Below are 19419 nucleotides of genomic sequence, written 5' to 3' on the forward strand. Positions count from 1 at the left end.
TCCCGGCGCCGATCTTTTGCGTGACCGGGGGTCTGAAGGATGAATCGATTTATCTGAAAGCCGGACGGGTGATCGTGTGGGGACTACTTGTCGCGCTAACATTGCCTGTCCGGTTCATCCCTGAAGGAAATTGTCATGAAGCCAACCTCACCGCATAAGCTGCGCTTAGCGTTCAGAGCCTTGCTGAAATCGGAAAGCTGCTACCACACGGCTTCGGTGTTCGACCCCATGTCGGCGCGGATCGCCAACGATCTCGGCTTCGAGATGGGCATCCTGGGCGGGTCGGTGGCTTCCCTGCAGGTGCTGGCGGCGCCGGATTTCGCGCTGATCACCCTGAGCGAGTTCGTCGAGCAGGCCACCCGCATCGGACGCGTTGCGCGGCTGCCGATCATCGCCGACGCCGACCATGGCTACGGCAATGCCCTCAATGTGATGCGTACCATCACCGAGCTGGAGCGCTCCGGGGTCGCGGCCCTGACCATCGAGGACACCGTGCTGCCGGCCGGGTACGGGCGCAAGTCCACCGATCTGGTGAGCGTCGAGGAAGGCACCGGCAAGATCAAGGGGGCCCTGGAAGCCCGTATCGACGAGGCCATGAGCATCTTCGCCCGGACCAACGCCACCGAGCTGAGCACCGCGGAGGTGATCGCCCGGACCAAGGCCTACGAAGCGGCCGGTGCGGACGGCATCTGCATGGTCGGTATCCGCGATTTCGACCATCTGGAAGAGATCACCCAGCACCTGAGCGTGCCGGTGATGCTGGTGACCTACGGCAATCCCCAGTTGCGTGACAATGCGCGCCTGGCCAAGGCCGGGGTGCGGGTGGTGGTGAATGGGCATGCCGCCTACTTCGCGGCGATCAAGGCGACCTACGACTGCCTGCGCGAGCAGCGGCACATCACCGCGTCGGACCTGTCCGCCTCCGAGCTGTCCACCAAGTACTCGACCCTGCGGGAATATCGCGTCTGGGCGCAGGAGTTCATGGACGTGAAGGAATAGCGCCCGGAGCCTGGTCAAAGTCTGCTGCGCGTCGGCCAAACGGCGTTGGAAATGGCCTGGAAGGCCAGCGCCGTCGGAATGCATTTACCACTCCTAAACTCCGCTTCCTCAAACATTCCCGCCTTGCTTGTCTCTAGCGCGCGAGACTTGGAACAGCCTCTCAGGCGGTATTCAGCGAACTCGGCTGCAGGCCCTTGCTGGGAAAGGGCGTGACGACGGTATCGAGATCGATATCGGTGGGCAGGTGCAAGGCGGCCACGCGGGCCTCGACGAAGGAGCGCATTTCCTGGCGGAAGCGTTTGACGGCGAAGCGTTCGGCGCTCTGTCTGCATGCCTGCTGACTGATGGGCGTTTCCAATGCTTCGAACTGGTGCACGGCCGCGCAAAGCGAGTGCAGGGTCTGTTCGGCATAGAACACCCCGGTGGGGTGTTGCGCATCCAGTCCCCGTACGGTTTCCAGCACGCCGCCGCGGCCGAAGGCGATGACCGGCGTACCGCAGGCCTGGGCTTCGATGGGGGTGATGCCGAAGTCTTCCTCGGCAGCGAAGACGAAGGCCCGCGCCCGACGCATGTGATCGAGCAGGACGTCGAAGTCCTGGTAGCCGAGCAGCGTGACGTTGGGGCCGGCGACTTCCCGGGCTTTCTCGAATTCCGGTCCGGTGCCGATCACCACCAGCTTCTTGTCGGGCATGGCGCTGAAGGCCTCGACGATCATCGGCATGCGCTTGTAGGGCACCATGCGCGAGGCGGTGAGATAGAAGTCTTCCTTGTCGCCGCTGGGGGTGAAGCGACCGATGTCGACCGGGGGATAGATGACCTTGGCGTCGCGGCGATAGGCCTTGCTGATACGCCGGGCGATGAAGTGGGAGTTGGCGACGAAGGCATCCACGCCGGCGGCGGTGCGCTGATCCCAGATGCGTACGTAGTGCAGGATGATGCGCGCCAGCTTGCCCTTGAGGCCACGATCGAGATTGGCTTCCTTGAGGTACTGGTGCTGCAGGTCCCAGGCGTAGCGGATCGGCGAGTGGACATAGCTGATATGGAGCTGGTCGGGGCCGGTGAGCACGCCCTTGGCCACGGCGTGGCTGCTGGAGATGATCAGGTCGTAACCCGACAGGTCGAGTTGCTCGATGGCGTGGGGCATGAGCGGCAGGTAGGTCTGGTAGCGCTTCTTGGCCTGGGGCAGTCGCTGGATGAAGGTGGTGGTCGCCTGCTTGCCCTTGAGCTGGGCGCGATCTTCATCCGAGAGGAAGTCGATGACGCTGAACAGGTCGGCCTCCGGCCAGATGTCCAGGAGTTCAGCGAGCACGCGTTCGGCGCCAGCGAAGGTTACCAACCAGTCGTGAACGATGGCGATTTTCATGTCGTCTTCCTTAAGCGAGAAATGAAATCAACTGCTGGGCTAATTCAGGGCGTGCGGGGTGTTCGGGTCACGGCATACCCCCAGGGCAACCGGGTGATCTCGATACCCTCCACGGGACCGTCGAGCTCGGGCAACTTGATGGACGTGCTGGGCGGGCACACGGCTTGGGCGGCGGGTGCCACTGCGCGGGTGTCGCTGGGCGTGCCAGGGACGGTCCGGCTGTCCTTGGCGAGGGTGGTCTCTTCCATGAGGGGGCTGCTCCCTGGGTTCTGCGGATGCCGTTCACGCGCTCGAAGGGCTGCCGTCAGGCGGCCCGGGCCGTGGCTTTGGGGGTCGCGGCCAAGGCCGCATCGAGGAGTTCCGAGACCTTGCCGGCGGAGGTCTTCCAGCTGAAGCGCTGGATGTTGGCCAGCCCCTTGGCCCTCAGGGCCGCCCGCAGCGCCGGGTCGAGCAGGACGGCCCACATCGCCTGGGTGATGCTGGAGACGTCATGGGGGTCGAAGTAGTGGGCGCTGTCCCGCAGCACTTCCGGCAGGGAGGCGGTGTTGGCCGAGATCACCGGGCAGCCGCAGGCCTGGGCTTCCAGGGGCGGGATGCCGAAACCTTCGTAGAGCGACGGGAAGACGAAGGCCGTGGCCTGCCGGTACTGGCGCGCCAGTTCGTCGTCGTCGATCCGGCCGAGCAGCTTCACCCGGGGATCCTGGGCAGCCAGGGTGGCCAGATCGGTCTGGCCGAACACGGCGTGGCCGTCGCCGACGATGCGCAGTTCGACGGCCAGGTCCCGCGGCAGCGCCGCGAAGGCTTCCAGCAGGCGGGAGAAGTTCTTGTGATAGCTGGGCGAGGAGACCGCCAGCAGATAGGGCGTACCCGTGACCGGCGCCTGGTCGCCCAGGGTGAAGGCCGCGGCGACGGCATTGGGTACGACGCTGATCGAGTCTTCCGGATAGCGGTAGAAGCGGGAGATCTCCTGCTTGGAGAAGGCGCTGACGGTGATCAGCGAACTCGCCCGCTTGAGCAGCAGGGGAATCAGGCAGCGGTAGGAGGTGCGGAACTTCCAGGAATAGCTTTCCGGGAAGCGCACGTAGTTGATGTCGTGATGGGTGACGATCTGGTTGGCGTAGCGCAGGGGCGCGGTGCTGCACAGCGAGAGCAGCAGGGGATTGCCCTGGGCGCGCAGCCAGTTGGGCAGGTCCCATTGTTCCCAGCGCTGGCCCTGGCGGGTGCCGATGATTTCGATGTTCAGCCGCTTGGCTACGTCGGGACGCACCACGCCGGGTGGCGAGACGAAGCGCAGGTCGGTCCTGAGCGCCGCCAGTTCCAGCGAGATGCATTCGGCGAAGCGCTGGACGCCGCGCAGGTCCTGGGTGATGAAGCGGGAGTTGACGATGATCATGATGCGGCCCGTGCCCTAAGCTGGTGACTCAGTTGGAAAGCTGGGTGTGAGGTACGACGGCCTGCTGCGGCAGACCGCGGGACGCCTGGCCCACCCTTTCGAACAGGCGCTGGTAGTCGTCGAGCATGGGTTCCAGGCTCAGCAGCGGCGCCACCGCGCTACGGCTGAGCAGGCTCAGGCGCTGGCGCAGCTCGGTGTCGTCGTGGAGGCGCTGCAGCGCGCGGCCCAGCGAGTCGCGATCCGCGGGATTGCACAGCAGGCCGTTCACGCCATCGCGGACGATTTCCGGCAGACCGCCCATGCGCGTCGCGATGACCGGTTTCTGGAAGGCGCAGGCTTCGACGGCGACCATGCCGAAGGGCTCGGCCCACCGCGAGGGCGCGACGAAGACGTCGATGTCGCGGTAGAAGTCCGCAGGCTGCTGGTAGCCGACGAAGCGCACCTTCGCCGGGTCGGCCAGGGCCTTGAGCCGCGCCTCGTAGTCCAGCTGGCCCTTGCCGGCGATGGTCAGGGTGGCGTTGAGGGGCAAGCGCTGGAACTGCTCGATGAGCCAGCCGACGCCCTTGTTTTCCGCCAGGGTGCCCATGTAGCCGAAGCGCACGACGTCACCCTGGCGCGGGGGCGGCAGCGCGGCGGTACTGCCGGCGATGAGGCTGCCGTTGTGGATCACCTCGCGCGGTACGCCCTGGAAGTAGCCCTTGCCGACCACCGTATCCAGCAGGTAGCGGCTGACCCCGACCACGGCGTCCACCTGGGCCGACAGCTCGGCATGGGGACGGCGCAGGGCGGAGCAGCTGCCGCACAGCTGCTGGCAGCTCTTGCCCTGCTTGAACAGGGTGTTCTTCGGGCAGAGCAGGTACATGTCGTGCAGCACCTGGACGATGGGCGTGCCGCTGGCGCGGATCTCGTCCCAGGCGGCCACCGACCAGCCGGACAGGTTGTGGCTGACCACCAGGTCCGGTTTTTCCTGCGCCAGCACCTGGCGCAAAGGAGCGCGCATGGCCACGTTGTAGCGGTCGCGGAAGTGCCAGCCGAAGCGTGCCAGCGACCCGGGGCGCTGCTGGGTCAGGGGCCAGTAGAAGTTCTGCAGGCCGGCGCGATGGACCCGCACGCCATTGACTTCTTCCTGCCTGAGCCCCGGCTCCGGGCCGGTGACCAGCACCGCCACTTCGTGGCCGCGCTGCTGGAAGCCTTCCACGCTGCGCTGCAGGATGAGCTCCGCACCGCCCCCGACATGGGGTGGATAGAAGCTGTTGAGGAAGAGCAGCTTCATAGCGGGTAGCTGCGGTTGATGCCCAGCGCGCCGGTCTCGCCGTCCGCGACGGCGCGGCGGATCAGGGCCAGGCGCTGGCGGCTCTGGTCATCGCGGGCGAACAGCTTGAGCAGGGTATGGAAGACGTAGCGGTTGAGGCGGTACATCGGCCGCGAGCTGGCCCAGACGTTCTTGTCGAACCAGGCCTGGTTACGGGCGGCGTAGTAGGCGCGGAAGTCCGAACCGGCCTTGAGGTAGTTCTGGTAGACGTTGCTGGTGTTTTCCTTGATGTTCCACGAGTGCTCGAGTTCTTCGAGCTCCGCCCCGGTGACCATGAACAGCTTCCCGCCGCCCTGGGTGATGCGGTAGGTGTACTCGGTGTCGTCGGAATAGAGCACCAGCTCGCGCAGCGGCAGGCCGATGCGCTCGTAGAGGCTGCGATGGGCGAGCATGCCGCCGTAGGGCGCGAAGGGCAGTTCCACCAGGGCCGCCGGTGCGCCGCCGCGAGGACGACCCCAGGGCGTGCGGCGCCAGATCTTGTAGGGAATGCGCGCCACGTGGAAGCCGAAGTAGCTCGAGCGCGGCTGGGTGATCATCCGGGTGGGAATGCACTGGGCGATGTCGGCCTGCTGGGTCGGTCGGTAGCCGAGCACGGCGACCTTGTCGTTGCCGTATTGGCGACCGAGCTGGTCGAGTTGCCGATGCAGGATGTTCAGGGCATCGCCCAGGGGCGCGTTGTCGTCGTCCATCATCCAGATGTGGCTGGTGTCGCTGGCCAGGGCCGCGTCCAGGGCCTCGGCGTAGCCGTTGGCCGAGCCGGTGTTCTCGCTCAGGGCGATGACCTTGACCTGCCCGGGCCAGCGGGCCTCCAGGCCGTCCAGCGGCACGGTCGCCGCGTTGCTGACGACGATGACCTGATGGACGGAGCGCTCGGCCAGGGTGCGGGTGATGAGCTGTTCCAGGTAGCGGAGGCGATTGCCGTAGGTGACGGTGACGACCGTGGTCTTGGGGTGCATGGGGGATTCCTCCAAAGGGCCTAAATGAACCTGGTCAGGCGCGCAGTCGCTGGCTGGCAGGGGCTGGTGCCGACAGGTGCTCGAGGGCCACGCTGACCCGTTGTTCGCGCTGCAGGATGCGCAGCAGGATGATCGCGCGCTCGTCGCCATCGTGACTGAGGAAGACCGCGTCCATTTCCAGCGCCGGGCTGTAGTGCACCCGCACCGTGGCGCCCGGCTGGTGGGCTGGCGTGGGTTCTGCCGGGGCGGCGAGGCGCTGCTGGATGGCGTCGATGATGGCCTGGCTCACCGCGGTCGGCTGGCTGCCGAAGCTGACGATCCGGTTGACCCCGCGGGTCGAGCGGATCGGGTACCAGTTGTCGTTGACGTCATCGAGCTGGATGAACAGGTAGCCCGGAAACAGCGACTCGCTGGTGGCCGCCCGGCTCCTGGCCGGCACTGCGCGCTGCCGTTGTGGCCGGAAGCAGACGAAGCCCTGGCGTAGCAGATTCTCTTCGGCGCGGCTTTCCTGATTGGGCTTGGTTTGCACCAGGTACCAGTGGCTTGAGGTCATGGCTGAGTTCCTTCTCTGGGAGTCGGGCGATCGCGATGGGGCGAGCGATCAGGTACGGGGGCCGTATTCGTAGTAGCCGTAGGCGCCGTCGTCCTCGATGGCCATGGAGGCCTTGCGTTGCACGCCGTTGAGAATGGCGCCCTTGATGCTGATGCCGTTCTGGGCGAAGCGGCGACGGGAGTTCTCCACCGCCTTGAGGGTGCTCTGGCCGAAGCGGGTGACCAGCAGGGTGGTGCCGGCCAGCCGGCCGACCAGGGCGGCATCGGTCACCGCCAGGATCGGCGGGGTGTCGACGATGACCAGGTCGTAGAGACCGCCCACCTCGTCCAGCAGCCGGGAGAAATTGGCGTGCATCAGCAGCTCCGAGGGATTCGGCGCGGCCTGGCCGCAGCCGATGACGTCCAGCTGGGCGACGCCGCTCGGCACGATGGCCTCACGCAGCTTGCTGCGGCCGGTCAGCAGCTCGGACAGGCCGGCCTGGGGGTTCAGGCCGAAGATACGGTGCAGATAGCCCTTGCGCATGTCGGCGTCGATCAGCAGCACGCGCTGGCCCGATTGGGCGACCACCACGGCCAGGTTGCTGGAGACGAAGGACTTGCCCACGCCCGGGGTCGGGCTGGAGATCATGATCACCCGGTTCTTGGCCTCGAGCATGGCGAAGTGCAGGCTGGATCTGAGGCTGCGCAGGGACTCCACCGCCAGGTTGGCCGGCTGCACCACGCTCAGCAGGGTGGGCTCGCCGGTGCGGCCCTTCTTCTTCAGGCGCCGGTTCAGGCGCTCCTGGTCCTTGGTGAAGGGCAGGGTGGAGTAGACCGGCAGGCCGATCTGCTCGACGGTGTCGGGACTCTCGATGCCCTTCTGGAAGGCCTGGCGGACGAAGACCACGATCACCGAGGTGACCAGGCCGAGCAGCAGGGCCAGGGCCAGCGCGATCTTGCGATTGGTCGCCGGCTCGTCGAGGTTGACGTCGGCGTTGTCGACCAGGCGCACGTTGCCGATGGTGCCAGCGCGGATGATGTCCTGTTCCTGGGCCTGGTTGAGCAGCAACTGGTAGGTCTGGTTGGTGACCTTCATGTCACGGTTCAGGCGCAGCAGTTCCTGCTGGGTGCTGGGCAGGGCTTCCACCTTGCGCTGCAGGCTGCGTTTCTCCACTTCCAACTGGTCGAGCTGGTTCAGCAGGGTCTTGTAGGTCGGGTGGTCGCGGGTATAGAGGCGATCGTATTCGGCCTGCTTGAGCCTGAGCTGGGAGATGGAGGTATCCAGGGCGACGATCTTGTCCAGGACGGCCTTGGTCTCCAGGCTGATGTCCACGGAGCGGCTGTTGGTCTGGTAGTTGTTGAGGGCCGCCTCGGCGCGCTCCAGGTCCTTGCGCACCCCCGGCAGCTGGCTGCGCAGGAAATCCAGGCGCTGCGCCGCTTCCGCCGAGCTGCGCTCGACGTTCTGCAGCACGTACAGGCGGCTGATCTCGGACAGCACGCCCTTGGCCAGCTCCGGATTCTCGTCGGCCAGGGACAGGTAGATGATCCCCGACTCCTTGCCGGCCTCGTTGGTCTTGATGCGATTCTGGTAGAGCTGCGCGGTGGTGATGACGCGATTGCGGGTCACCTTGAATTCGGTACCGGGGCGGGCGGTCAGGGTCTTGACCTGCATGCGGTAGCCGTTGCCGGCCGCCAGTTGGCCGACCTGGCCTTCCAGTACCGGCTGCTTGTCCTTGTCCAGCAGGCGATAGCGGCCATTGCTGCCGGCCACCAGGGTCAGGGGCTCGCCGTACATCTCGTCCGGGACGTCGAACTGGAAGACGTCGATCTTCTCGCCGCCCCAGGCGAAGCGCCGCAGTTGCGGCCAGGCATCGGCCAACTGGCCCGGATGGTCGGCGTCGTAGGTACGCCACAGGTAGTGGCCGATCAGCGGGAAGAAGCGCGGCTTGGCCTCGATGTCCAGGCGCAGATTCTCCACGGTCTTGGCCAGCACCGCGCGCGACTTCAGCAGCTCGATCTCGGCTACCGCCGGCGAGGCCGAATTCGGCCGCACCACGGTTTCCGCCACCGCCGTGAGGGCATTCTTCTTCGGCTCGATCTGGATCATCGCCCCGGCGACGTACTGCGGGGTGGAGAGCACGGCATAGGCGATGCCCAGGGCCAGGAAGCCCCCGGTGATGCCCGCGATCAGCTTCTTGTGATCGAGAAGGGTGAGCGCCATCGTCTTGAGGTCCAGGTGTTGCTCGTCTTGTTGCTCGAACGAAGATCGCTGCATGGCGGTCATTGGGGGTCCTTCCTCTTGGCTGGATACATCGCAGCAGGAAAATTGCTGGGGTAGGTTCAGTAGGTGACGCGTTTGGGGACGAGGCGCCGGCCGACGTTGAGCAAGAGATTGCTCAACGCCTGGGCCAGCGCCTTGAGCTTCTGCCTGGGCGGAATCGACGACAGCGACAGGCCGAGCACCTGGCGCAGGAAGAAGACGTGCAGGTCGTGCTCGCCCAGCCGGTAGTAGTAGTTGGCGAGGCAGTACTGGGTATGCAGGTCCATCTGCAGGCGCTTCTGGCTGGCGCGCATGGAGAAGATCCCGCCCTCGTGCACCCGGTAGGCGGCGGGACGGATCTCGGCCATGAACTTGCCCTTGCCGTGGGCGCCGAGCAGCGACCACCAGACGATATCCATGAGCGCGGCGGTCTCCAGCTCCGGCGGCAGGCCACGCAGCACGTTGCGGAAGCAGGCGGTCAGAGTGGACAGCGGCAGCGCCTGTTTCAGCTCGGTCTGGCTGCGGTCGTAGTGATCGCGACCAGCGAAGCGCAGCGGATTGACGATGCCCTGGCTGTTGAAGGCGTAGGAGGCATGGAAGGCCAGCACGTAGTCCCGGTTGTTCTCCAGGAAATCCACCTGCAGCTGCAGCTTGCGCGGATCGGTCCAGTAGTCGTCGCCTTCGCAATAGGCGATGTAGTCGCCCCGCGCCTGCTGGAACACCGGCATGCCATAGGGCTTGCCCTGGGCGTACTGGTTTTCCTGCTGCAGGATCAGGCGGATCAGCCGGGGATAGCGCTGCGCGTACGCCTGGAGGATGTCCCGGGTGCCATCGGTGGAGGCGTCGTCGTTGATGACGATCTCGAAGGGGAAGTCGGTCTCCTGACGAAGGAAACCGTCGATGGCCTCGCCGATGAAGTCGCGGTGATTGAAGGTCAGGCAGACGATGCTGACCAGCGGGCGGCTGTACGCCGCCGGCCAGAGGCTCATGATCGCTGCTTCGGTCCGAACGTCCATGTCAGATTCCTGCTTTGGAGAAGTGGGAGAACAGCCGCGTACGCGTCTGCTTCGGCGAACAGAGCACATAGGCCAGTGCCATCAGCATCAGGGTCAGGCCGCCGCCCAGGGCGAGGGTGGCCAGGATGGCGAAGCGCTCCTGCGGTTGAATTTCCTGGTACAGCAGCTTGCTCAGGCCCACGCCGATGGCGGTCACCACCACGGCCACCAGCAGGTCCTGGTTCCAGTAGCGCTGCAGCGCCGGCGCGAAGCGGCCATGGATGATCGCCGGCCAGATCACGAAGGGGATCAGGCGCATGCAGAACCAGGCCAGGGCAGCACCGTGGGCGCCATGGTGCAGCACCACCAGGATCACGATGGGCACCGAGATCAGCGCCGAGACCAGGCTGTACCAGACGTGCAGGCGCAACTTGCCGTAGGCGTACTGCAGGTAGAACTGGAACTGGCTGAGTGCCAGCAGCGCCGCGCCCAGGGCGTACCAGAACAGGATCGGCTCGCTCCAATGGGCGGAGACCTGATCGCCGGTCCAGGCGAAGACCAGCGCCTCGCCATGGAAGGCCACCAGGGCCGCCAGCGGCAGCAGGATGGCGAAGGCGAAGCGCGCCGCGTTGCGATAGAGCCTTTCCAGCTCCAGTGCCTGGCCCTGGGAGACCAGTACCGTCATCCGCGGCAGCAGCGCCTGCACCAGCGGATTGGTGAGGGTGACGATGCCGGTGGAGATCAGCGCCACCAGGCTGAAATAGCCGTACTCGGCCAGTGGCAAGGCCTTGGACAGCACCAGTTTGTCGAGCTGGGTGAGGGCGATCCACAGGATCGAGGTGAAGGACATGCTCAAGGCGAAGGGCACGATGGGCTTCACCCGTTGCCAGTCGAAGCCGCTCCACCAGGACGGGTTGGGCAGCAGCCGATAGGCCTTGAGCGCATAGACCAGCATCTCGAACACGGCGACGAAGGCCTGGAAGACGAAGAAGTCCAGCGGCTCCTGGGAGATCCACATCACCAGGATCAGCCCGCCGAAGTAGCGGACGGTGGCGATCAGCACGTTGACCAGGTTCAGCCAGCCATGCAGCTCGACGCCCTGCACACCGCTCTTGTATAGCGTCGAGAGCAGGCGGAAGGCGATCATCAGCCCCATCAGGCCGATGCAGTGCGCCACCGTCTCCTCGGACAGGCCCTGGACGTTCAGCCAATGCTCGGCCATCCAGGTCGAATTCAGCTCGATGGCGACGAAGGCCAGGGTCGCCAACGGGATGAAGATGAACTCCAGCGAGCGCAGCAGCTGGCCACGGGTGCGCCCGATACCGTTCTGGCCGCGGCCGTGGGCGACGTCCCGCACCAGGGAGGCGGAGATGCCGACGTCGAGCAGTTGCAGCCAGGTCTGCAGCACGGCGAAGAAGCCGATCAGGCCATAGGTTTCCGCGCCCAGGTGACCGAGATACAGCGGCTGGATCAGGATGCCGATCAGCAGCGCATAGGCTTGGCCGGCATAGTTGATCAGGGTGTTGCGCAACACCGACGTTTTCGTGGGACTGGTCATGGGGGAGGGCGGGCCGGAATCAGGTGAGCGCGGGCGCGGAATCGCCGGGAAAATCCCAGCTCGGCAGCAACTGCGCCGGGGTGATGAGCGCCCGCAGCGATTCCAGGCTGGTCTTCTTCTGCTGCACCGACAGCAGTGTCTCGAGCAGCAGGTTCTGGGTGCTTTCGGGCAGGTCCGGATAGATGGGCACGCAGAGGATGCGCTGGCTCAGCTTGCGCGAGATCGGCTTGATCGCCTGCGGCTGCAGGTAGTCCAGGGTTTCCAGCGACGGATAGAAGTAGCGGCGCGGATTGATGCCGACGGCGTTCAGTGCCTGCCGGGTATCCAGCAGCGCCGTCTCGTCGCGCAGGGCTACCGGGAAGTAGCTGTAGTTGAGCTGGCTGCTGTAGGTCGGCCGCTGCAGGTCGAAGGCGCCCTGCAGGCGCGTCTCGTAGTGCCGGCCGATGATGGCGCGGCGGGCCAGGATGTCCTCCAGCTCGTCGAGGATGCACAGCCCCATGGCCGCGGACACCTCGTTGAGCTTGGCATTGATGCCGACGCCCTCGATGCGTTCGGCGTCGACGATGCCGAAGTTGATCATCCGCCGCACGCGCTCGGCGAGCTCGTCGTCCTCGGTGATGATCGCGCCGCCTTCGATGGTGTGGAACAGCTTGGTGGCGTGGAAGCTGACCGTGGTGATGTCGCCCCATTGCAGCACGGAACGGCCTGCGTAGAGGGTGCCGAAGGCGTGGGCACCGTCGTAGATCACCTTCAGGCCATGGCGCTGGGCGACCTGTTGCAGCCCCTGCACGTCGCAGGGATTGCCGAACACATGGGTGGCGACGATGGCCGAGGTATCGGGCTCGATGACCGCCTCGACATTGGCCGGGTCCAGGTTCCAGGTTTCCGGATGGATGTCGGCGAAGATCGGCCGGATGCGCTCCCAGTGCAGGGTGCTGGTGGTGGCGACGAAGCTGAACGGCGTGGTGATGGCGCTGCCGGTGAGCCCCAGGGCGCGATAGGCCACCTGCAACGCCAGGGTGCCGTTGTTGACCAGGATGATGTTGCGGACCCCCAGATACTCGCGCAGGCGCTCTTCCAGCTGGGCATGCAGGGGGCCCTGGTTGGTGATCCAGTTGTTGGCGTAGATCTTGTCGATATACGCCTTGAAGCGTTCCTTATTGCCAAGGTAGGGCTTGGTCACATTGATCATGATCCGTTACCTGCTTATCGAGTCCTTGATACGTGGCGGTTCGGTCAGGCGTGCTCGACGAGGGCGTCGCCCGCCTGCCGGAAGGCACCCCGCGGCTTGTCCAAGCGATCGAGCACCGATTCAAGGGCCTCGCGACTGGCATCGTTGTGGAACTGCCACACGCCATAGATGCGCCCGGAGAAGGAGGCTTCGCTGCCCAGGCGCGGGTCCACCGCCAGGCCCGAGCCGAGTCCGAACAGGTGTAACCCCTCGAGGCGCTGGCCGTGCTGGTCCAGCGGGCTGCCGGCCGCGTCGGAATCCAGGCCGCCACGCAGGGTGCGCAGGGTCAACGGCCGGCCATCCCCGTCGCGCAGCTCGGGCACGATGGGCAGGTAGCCCAGGCCCTGCACCAGCAGGGAGGCGTCGTCGAACAGCGCCTGGGCACGGGCGCGCTGGGCTTCGCTACCATCCAGGTGCAGGGTGTTGACCCTGACCGGCGTCCCGCCGATGCACTGCCCGGCGAGTACCTGGCGACCGATCTCGTGGGCGCGGTAGCGCAGGCCGCCCGAACGGTTGACCCGCTTGGAAATGGGGCAGATGTCCTGCAGCGGATCGAAGTCGTAGCCGGCGGCCAGGGCCTCGGCGGCGGTCTCGTAGAACAACCGGATCGGCGAGCGGTGGACCAGGGTCAACTCGCGCAGGCCGTCGTGGTGCAGCGCGGTGGCCAGGTTGTCCAGCACCGAGAAGGCGCTGTGGGAGCCGCCCACCACGCAGATGGGTCCGCCATCCTTGAGCCGGGCGCGGTAGCGCTGGCGCAGCGCCTCGGGTTGCAGGCGCAGGAGACTGTCGGAACTGTCGATCGGCGCGCGCTCGGGCAGTTCGAGCCCCAGTGCCTCGGCGCTCTGGGCGAAGCTGCTGCGCGTCTGCTTGCCACCCAGGTTCAGCACCAGGCTGGAGGTGCGCACCCGGCGGATGGCGCCCGCCTGTTCCAGCCAGACGACGTAGCCCGAGCCTTCGCAGGTGACCTCGGTGATGCGGGTCTGGCGCCAGGTGGGAATGCCGTACTGGCGTTCGAGCCAGGGCAGGACCAGGCCGGCGGCCTGCTGGAAGAGCTGGCCGACGATGGGCAGCGCGGGGGCTTCCTGGGCGTTCAGCCTGAGATGGCGATAGGTGGGGGAAGCATGCAGCGGGGCCAGGATGGGCGCCAGTAGCGGATCGCGCAGGCAGTCGAGAAAGACGTCGCTCACCGAGTTGGCGATGATCTGGTAGTCACCCAGCTTGCCGGCACCGAGTTCGCTACCGGCATCGACGATGATGGTCCCGGCGCGGGCGAGTTGCTCCACCGCGCCGCGCTTGATGGCATTGAACAGGAAGCCCAGGCCAGCCGGTCCGGCGCCACCAATTAGACATCCTAATGTCGCTTCCGACAGATCATTCCTTGCCATCGGGCCATCCTCTGTATGCGCCGGAAAAGGCGCGGGTTGAAGTGTGTTGAAGCAGGTTGTTCAGGTGCCCGGCAGTGATCGAAAGATGGACTACGAAGATTCGATTTATGAATGGAGTGGCGCACCAGCGGCGGCTGCCCAAGGCAACTTGCACCGGCCAGACTTAAGTCTCAAGCGGCAACTAATTAATTATTCTTGAGCCATTGTTCCAGGATGCGAACGGCCGCCATTCGACTGTTTCCCTGGACGATTGCGGCGGTCGCGCCCTTTCCTTCCAAGGGGTACGGGACAGCACTTCGCGGGTGAACGGCTTGCGCTGACCGCGGCGGGCCATGGCGTGGAGAGCCCGGCAAAGGATCAGGCGGATAGCGGTCGCGACGGGCCGTGGGTCTGGTATGGCGGGCCCTTGGGCGGTGTAGGCTGGTGAATCCAGATCAGGCGACATCCATGTTCTCCCGCTGTTCGCTGGCGTGGGCAAGCTGGCCCTTTCCCTGTCCATCGTGCACTCATGGCTACCGCACAGGTCGCCGTGGTCAAGTTGGCAGCCTTTGTTTTTCTGGACATGGCTACCGCACGGGTTTGCACCTGGACATTACGAATCGGGGGGCTCTAGTTACCGACAGCAAGACCTGAAAACCAAGTTGTCAGGAACTTGAAACGCAATCGGCGAGACGCAAAGGAGGGATTTTGAAAGCTGTCTTCCCTGACCTGTACGGCAGCAGACTCAGCGCGCAATCCCAGCGCTACCTCGAGTCAGGGGCAATGATTGTCAAAAGGTTTTGGACTGTCAACGCGAGTACTGGCGGTAGAGTTAGTATGACGAGACGGGGGCGGTGGACTTGTTTCGACAGAATGACCGAACAAGTGAGGCGTGCTTGGCAAATTCCTGCCTGGCTCGGCGTCTTTTAGTGAAGGCCATCGCAATGGCGCAGCTGTTGGTCGGAATAAGTGTGACGAATATTCTGGCGGTTGGTTAACGGAATTGACCGGGCTCGCGGACGACCGGGAAGCCGTCCGGGGTACGAGCAGAACGGCAGGAGTCAAGCCGTCGTCACGCCGACCAGGAGGCGAGCAGGCCTGGCAATTCGCTCAGGGCGTGGACTTCCGCATCGGGTCGACCCGCACCGCGCCAGGCATTTCCCAGGGGGTTGAACCAGACGGCACGGATGCCGGCCGCCTGGGCGCCCTGGACATCGTCCACCGGGTTGTCGCCCACATGCACGGTGGCGGCAGCCGGGATACCGGTGAGGCGCAGGGCCTCGCGGAAGGGCGTGGGGTCGGGCTTGCCGACGCCCAGCTGTTCGGCGTTCAGAGCGAAGCGGAAGTAGTCGGCCAGGCCGATGGTGTGGACATCCGCATTGCCATTGGTGAGCACACCCAGGGTGTAGCGATCGGCGAGCTGCTCCAGAGTGGGGTGGACGTCTTCGAACAGGGTGACCTGCTGGCGGGCGGCGAGGTAGACCGCGAAGCCCGCCTCGGCCAGCTGCGCCGCCTCGGGCTCAAGGTAGCCGGCATCCAGCAGCGCCTGGTGGATGACCCGCCGGCGCAGCTCGCTGACGCGGTGCTTGAGACCGGCATCCTGCTGCAACAGGCGATCACGGATCGCCCAAAGGTGTTCGACCGGCACGCTGCCCAGGCGCGGCGCGGACTCGGCGAACCAGTCGCGCAGCAGGGCTTCCGCGGAATGGATGACCGGGGCGATTTCCCAGAGGGTATCGTCGAGATCGAAGGTCACGAGGCGAATCGTCATCGGCTGGCCTTGCGCTTGGCGCGGGGATGGGCTTTGTCGTAGACCTCGGCGAGCTGGCCGAAGTCCAGATGGGTGTAGATCTGGGTGGTGGCGATGTCGGCGTGGCCGAGCAGCTCCTGCACGGCGCGCAGATCGCCGGAGGCGCTGAGCATGTGGCTGGCGAAGCTGTGCCTGAGCATGTGCGGATGCAGGTGCTGGCCCAGTTCGCGGACACCGGCCTCGCGCACCCGGAGCTGGACCGCGCGCGGCGTCAGGCGCAGGCCGCGCTGGCCGATGAACAGGGCATCGTCACGGGGCGCCGCCTGGGGCCTGACCTTCAGCCAGGTCTCCAGGGCGTCCCGGGCCTTGCTACCGATGGGCAGTACCCGCTCCTTGTTGCCCTTGCCCCTTACCTGCACCAGGCCCTGGGCCAGATCCACATCGCCAAGGTCGAGACCGACCAGCTCGGACAGGCGCAGGCCGGAGCTGTAGAACAGTTCCAGCAGGGCCTGGTCGCGCAGGGCGAGGAAGTCGTCTTCCACGGCGCCGTCGAGCAGCTGCATGGAGCGGTCGACATCGAGCACCTTGGGCAGGGGTTTCTGCGCCTTGGGCGGCGACAGGCCATGGGCCGGGTCCTGGCTGCAGCAACCCTCGCGAATCAGGTAGAGATAGAAGCCGCGGCAGGCGGAGAGTAGCCGCGCCAGGCTGCGACTGGAGGCGCCGGCGCGATGCAGCTGGGCGATCAGGGCGCGCAGCCGACGGCTGTCGAGCGTGCCCCAGTCCGCCAGGCCCTCGGCTTCGGCGAAGGCCAGCAGCTTGCGCAGGTCACGGCGATAGCCGTCGAGGGTGTGGGGCGAAACCTGCCGCTCCAGGCGCAGGTGATCGAGATAGGCGTCGAGCTGGACCTGCAGCATGCCTCGCTCCTCGGTTCAGCGCACCGTTCGCAGGGGGACGGGAAAGCGTGGCAGCACGCGGGCCAGGACTTCCGCCACGTGGCTCAGGAACAGCGTGCCCAGGCTGCTGCGGTAGTGCTGGGGATCGGGACTGCCGATCGCCAGGACGCCGTGCAGGCCCTGGTGGGAAAGGGCCGCCACCGCTGCCGAGCCGACCTCTTCCTTGGCCGAATCGCCGAACAGGAAGGCCAGCTCGTGGGCACGCAGCACGCCGCTGGTGGTCTTCTCGCCGCCCAGCAGGCCACCGATCACCTTCTGCGCCTCGGCCGGGGTGACGCTGCGGCCGACCGGCAGGGGGTGCTCGTGGAACAGGATGAGGCCGACGTAGGGCACCTTGAATTCATGGCGCAAGCTGTCCTCGACGGTACCTATCACCTCTTCGAGGCTGGTGGCGTCGAGCAGGCCGATGATCAGCCGGCGGGTCTTGTCGAACAGCCGGTCGTTATCGCGCGCCACGTCCATGAGGTGGGTCAGGCGGTGACGCATCTCGCCGTTGCGCTCGCGCAGCAGGCCGAGCTGGCGCTCGACCAGGGAGACCGCGGTACCGCGCTGGTGCGGCACGCGCATTTCCGCCAGCAGCTCTTCGCGGTCGGCGAAGAAGTGCGGGTGATCCAGCAGCCAGTCGGCGACGAGATCGGCAGTGAGTTCGGGCGTATCGCTCATACCCTCACCTGGCCTTCGTAGACGCGGGTGGCCGGACCGGTCATCAGCACTGGCTGGCCCACCCCTTCCCATTCGATGGTCAGCAGACCGCCCGGCAACTCGATGCTGACCGGCGACTTCAGCCAACCCTGGCGGATGCCGGCGACGGCGGCGGCGCAGGCGCCGGTACCGCAGGCACGGGTCTCGCCCACGCCGCGTTCCCAGACCCGCAGGCGGGCGCGCTGGGCATCGATGATCTGCAGGAAGCCGATGTTGGCCTTCTGCGGAAAGCGCGGATGGCATTCCAGCTGGGGGCCGAGGGTCTGTACCGGCGCCTGGTCGACGTCGGCGACGCGCAGCACCCCATGGGGATTGCCCATGGAGACCACCGCCAGCTCGACCGTCTCGCCTGCCACCTGCACGGCGTGGCTCAGGGCCTCGGTCTCGGCGACGAAGGGGATCTCGGCCGCCAGCAGGCGCGGGGCGCCCATGTCCACGCGGACCTGGCCGTCACCCTTGAGGTGCAATTCGATGATGCCGCCCTTGGTCTCGACGCGGATCTGCTTCTTGACCGTCAGGCGCTTGTCGAAGACGAAGCGGGCGAAGCAGCGGGCGCCGTTGCCGCACTGCTCGACCTCGGAGCCATCGGCATTGAAGATGCGATAGCGAAAGTCCACGTCCGGCTTGCTCGGGGTCTCGACGATCAGCAACTGGTCGAAGCCGATGCCGGTGTTTCTATCCCCCCACTGGCGGACGTGCTTGGGCTGGATGTGCGCGTGCTGGCTGATCAGGTCGAGGACCATGAAATCGTTGCCCAGCCCGTGCATCTTGGTGAAGCGCAGTTGCATGGAGCGCTCCCCTCAGGCCGACAGCCGGCTTTCGCCTGCGAAGAGTTCTTCCAGCGTCTCGCGCCGACGGACCAGGTGCGCCTGGTCGCCATCCACCATCACCTCGGCCGCGCGGCCACGGGTGTTGTAGTTGGAACTCATGGTGAAGCCATAGGCCCCGGCAGAGCGGATGGCCAGCAGATCGCCTTCGGCCAGGACCAGCTCGCGATCCTTGGCGAGGAAGTCGCCGGTCTCGCAGATGGGGCCGACCAGGTCGTAGCGGCGGGCCTCACCCTGGCGGGCGACCACCGGCTCCACCGCCATCCAGGCCTGGTACAGCGCCGGGCGGATGAGGTCGTTCATCGCCGCGTCGACGATGGCGAAGTCCTTGTGCGTGGTGTGCTTGAGATACTCCACGCGGGTCAGCAGCACCCCGGCGTTGGCCACGATGAAGCGGCCCGGTTCGAACACCAGGGTCAGGCTGCGTCCGGCGATGCGTTCGCGGATGGCCTGGATGTAGTCGCTGGCCAGTGGCGGCTGCTCGTCGCGATAGCGCACGCCCAGGCCGCCGCCGAGGTCCAGGTGGCGGATGACGATGCCACGTTCGGCGAGGCGGTCGATCAGCGCCAGCAGGCGGTCGAGGGCGTCGAGGAAGGGCGGCAGCTGGGTGAGCTGGGAGCCGATGTGGCAGTCCACCCCGAGGATTTCCAGATTCGGTAGCGTGGCGGCGCGGGCGTAGATCGCCTCGGCGTCGGCGATGTCGATGCCGAACTTGTTCTCCTTGAGCCCAGTGGAGATATAGGGGTGGGTGCCGGCGTCCACGTCGGGGTTGACCCGTAGCGAGATCGGCGCGACCACGCCGCGCTCGGCGGCCACCTGTTGCAGCCGCTCCAGCTCGTCGGTGGATTCGACGTTGAAGCAGTGCACGCCCACTTCCAGCGCCCGGTGCATGTCGTCACGGGTCTTGCCGACGCCGGAGAACACTACCTTGCGCGGATCGCCACCGGCGGCCAGCACGCGTTCCAGCTCGCCGCGGGAGACGATGTCGAAGCCGGCGCCGAGGCGGGCCAGGACGTTGAGCACGCCGAGGTTGGAGTTGGCCTTGACGGCGAAGCAGACCAGGTGCGGCAGACCCGCCAGGGCGTCGGTATAGGCGCGGTACTGGCTTTCGACGTGCGCCCGGGAATAGACATAGGTAGGCGTGCCGAACTGGCGCGCGACGGCGCTCAGGGCTACCCCTTCCGCATGCAGTTCACCTGTACGGACAGCGAAGACTTCCATGGTG

General features: G+C 66.1%; 17 protein-coding genes. 1 reads left to right on the forward strand and 16 read right to left on the reverse strand.

What is annotated here, in order from left to right; all coding sequences use genetic code 11:
* The first annotated feature begins 135 nt into the window (after positions 1-135).
* Positions 136-999 carry an isocitrate lyase/PEP mutase family protein gene (locus AR540_RS17415; protein WP_059230468.1) on the forward strand — a complete coding sequence of 288 codons (864 nt, stop codon included), beginning with the start codon at positions 136-138 and terminating at the stop codon, positions 997-999.
* A 160-nt stretch (positions 1000-1159) separates the two neighbouring features.
* Here AR540_RS17415 and AR540_RS17420 read toward each other — a convergent pair whose 3' ends face one another.
* The 16 genes from AR540_RS17420 to lysA form a co-directional block, all read right to left on the reverse strand.
* Complete coding sequence (locus AR540_RS17420) at positions 1160-2362, reverse strand: glycosyltransferase family 4 protein (protein WP_059230469.1); 1203 nt, start codon at positions 2360-2362, stop codon at positions 1160-1162.
* 44 nt (positions 2363-2406) lie between these two features.
* On the reverse strand, positions 2407-2610 hold the full coding sequence (locus AR540_RS17425) for a hypothetical protein (protein ID WP_059230470.1): 204 nt from the start codon (positions 2608-2610) through the stop codon (positions 2407-2409).
* A gap of 56 nt (positions 2611-2666) precedes the next feature.
* Positions 2667-3755 (reverse strand): glycosyltransferase family 4 protein, encoded by a 1089-nt coding sequence (locus AR540_RS17430; RefSeq protein ID WP_059230471.1) that lies wholly within the window; start codon positions 3753-3755, stop codon positions 2667-2669.
* Between the two features lie 28 nt (positions 3756-3783).
* Positions 3784-5028: a glycosyltransferase family 4 protein gene (locus AR540_RS17435; RefSeq protein WP_059230472.1), complete on the reverse strand. Its 1245-nt coding sequence runs from the start codon at positions 5026-5028 to the stop codon at positions 3784-3786.
* Positions 5025-6023 carry a glycosyltransferase gene (locus AR540_RS17440; RefSeq protein WP_059230473.1) on the reverse strand — a complete coding sequence of 333 codons (999 nt, stop codon included), beginning with the start codon at positions 6021-6023 and terminating at the stop codon, positions 5025-5027. The genes AR540_RS17435 and AR540_RS17440 overlap by 4 nt, the downstream gene beginning before the upstream one ends.
* 34 nt (positions 6024-6057) lie before the next feature.
* A complete protein-coding gene (gene rfaH / locus AR540_RS17445; protein ID WP_059230474.1) occupies positions 6058-6576 on the reverse strand; it encodes a transcription/translation regulatory transformer protein RfaH in 519 nt (172 codons plus the stop codon).
* A gap of 48 nt (positions 6577-6624) precedes the next feature.
* Entirely contained in the window at positions 6625-8838 is a 2214-nt protein-coding gene (locus AR540_RS17450) for a polysaccharide biosynthesis tyrosine autokinase (RefSeq protein WP_059230475.1), read from the reverse strand.
* Between the two features lie 56 nt (positions 8839-8894).
* Positions 8895-9830: a glycosyltransferase family 2 protein gene (locus AR540_RS17455; protein ID WP_059230476.1), complete on the reverse strand. Its 936-nt coding sequence runs from the start codon at positions 9828-9830 to the stop codon at positions 8895-8897.
* Between the two features lies 1 nt (position 9831).
* A complete protein-coding gene (locus tag AR540_RS17460) occupies positions 9832-11367 on the reverse strand; it encodes a lipopolysaccharide biosynthesis protein (protein WP_059230477.1) in 1536 nt (511 codons plus the stop codon).
* Between the two features lie 19 nt (positions 11368-11386).
* Positions 11387-12559 (reverse strand): DegT/DnrJ/EryC1/StrS family aminotransferase, encoded by a 1173-nt coding sequence (locus AR540_RS17465; protein ID WP_059230478.1) that lies wholly within the window; start codon positions 12557-12559, stop codon positions 11387-11389.
* A gap of 44 nt (positions 12560-12603) precedes the next feature.
* Complete coding sequence (locus AR540_RS17470) at positions 12604-13983, reverse strand: pyridine nucleotide-disulfide oxidoreductase (protein WP_059230479.1); 1380 nt, start codon at positions 13981-13983, stop codon at positions 12604-12606.
* Between the two features lie 1051 nt (positions 13984-15034).
* Entirely contained in the window at positions 15035-15733 is a 699-nt protein-coding gene (locus AR540_RS17475; RefSeq protein WP_059230480.1) for an HAD family hydrolase, read from the reverse strand.
* Entirely contained in the window at positions 15730-16623 is an 894-nt protein-coding gene (gene xerC, locus AR540_RS17480) for a tyrosine recombinase XerC (protein WP_059231560.1), read from the reverse strand. The genes AR540_RS17475 and xerC overlap by 4 nt, the downstream gene beginning before the upstream one ends.
* A gap of 18 nt (positions 16624-16641) precedes the next feature.
* Positions 16642-17328, reverse strand: a complete 687-nt coding sequence (locus AR540_RS17485) for a DUF484 family protein (RefSeq protein ID WP_059230481.1) — start codon at positions 17326-17328, stop codon at positions 16642-16644.
* Positions 17325-18155, reverse strand: coding sequence for a diaminopimelate epimerase (dapF, locus tag AR540_RS17490; protein ID WP_059230482.1), 831 nt, complete (start codon positions 18153-18155; stop codon positions 17325-17327). Before dapF ends, AR540_RS17485 begins: the two co-directional genes overlap by 4 nt.
* 12 nt (positions 18156-18167) lie before the next feature.
* Complete coding sequence (gene lysA / locus AR540_RS17495) at positions 18168-19415, reverse strand: diaminopimelate decarboxylase (protein WP_059230483.1); 1248 nt, start codon at positions 19413-19415, stop codon at positions 18168-18170.
* Between the last annotated feature and the right edge of the window lie 4 nt (positions 19416-19419).

The sequence above is a fragment of the Pseudomonas sp. EpS/L25 genome (assembly GCF_001512295.1).
Taxonomy (GTDB): Bacteria; Pseudomonadota; Gammaproteobacteria; order Pseudomonadales; family Pseudomonadaceae; genus Chryseomonas.